This window comes from Massilia sp. CT11-108 (genome assembly GCF_047302915.1).
Lineage (GTDB): Bacteria > Pseudomonadota > Gammaproteobacteria > Burkholderiales > Burkholderiaceae_D > Telluria > Telluria orientalis.
On the sequence record NZ_JBKYMO010001383.1, the window covers coordinates 1 to 328 of the forward strand.

The 328-nt window shown below is 75.0% G+C and carries 1 protein-coding gene; it reads right to left on the reverse strand.

The features are described 5' to 3' along the window. Nucleotides 1–328 (reverse strand): response regulator (locus ACEN88_RS34910; protein ID WP_413347010.1); only part of this gene is annotated, 328 nt, incomplete at both ends.

Sequence of the window (328 nt, forward strand, 5' to 3'; positions counted from 1 at the left end):
CCTGGCCGTAGCCGCTGACGGCGACCAGCGGCACGTCCGCCATGCCGGGCAGCGCGCGCAGGCGGCGTGCCAGCTCGTGGCCGTCGAATTCGGGCAGGCCGATGTCGAGCACGCACACGTCCGGGTGCCGCTCGGCCGCGTACGCGAGCGCCTTGCCGGGGCTGTGCCACACGGTCGCGCGGTGGCCCACGGCCTCGATGTACATGGCGAGGATCTGCGCCGCGTCCACGTTGTCGTCGACGATCAGCACTTCCAGCGCCTCGGCCGGGGCGGCGGCGCCCGTCGCCACGGGCTCGGCGAACGCGTCGTCGGTGTCGCTGGCGAGGCG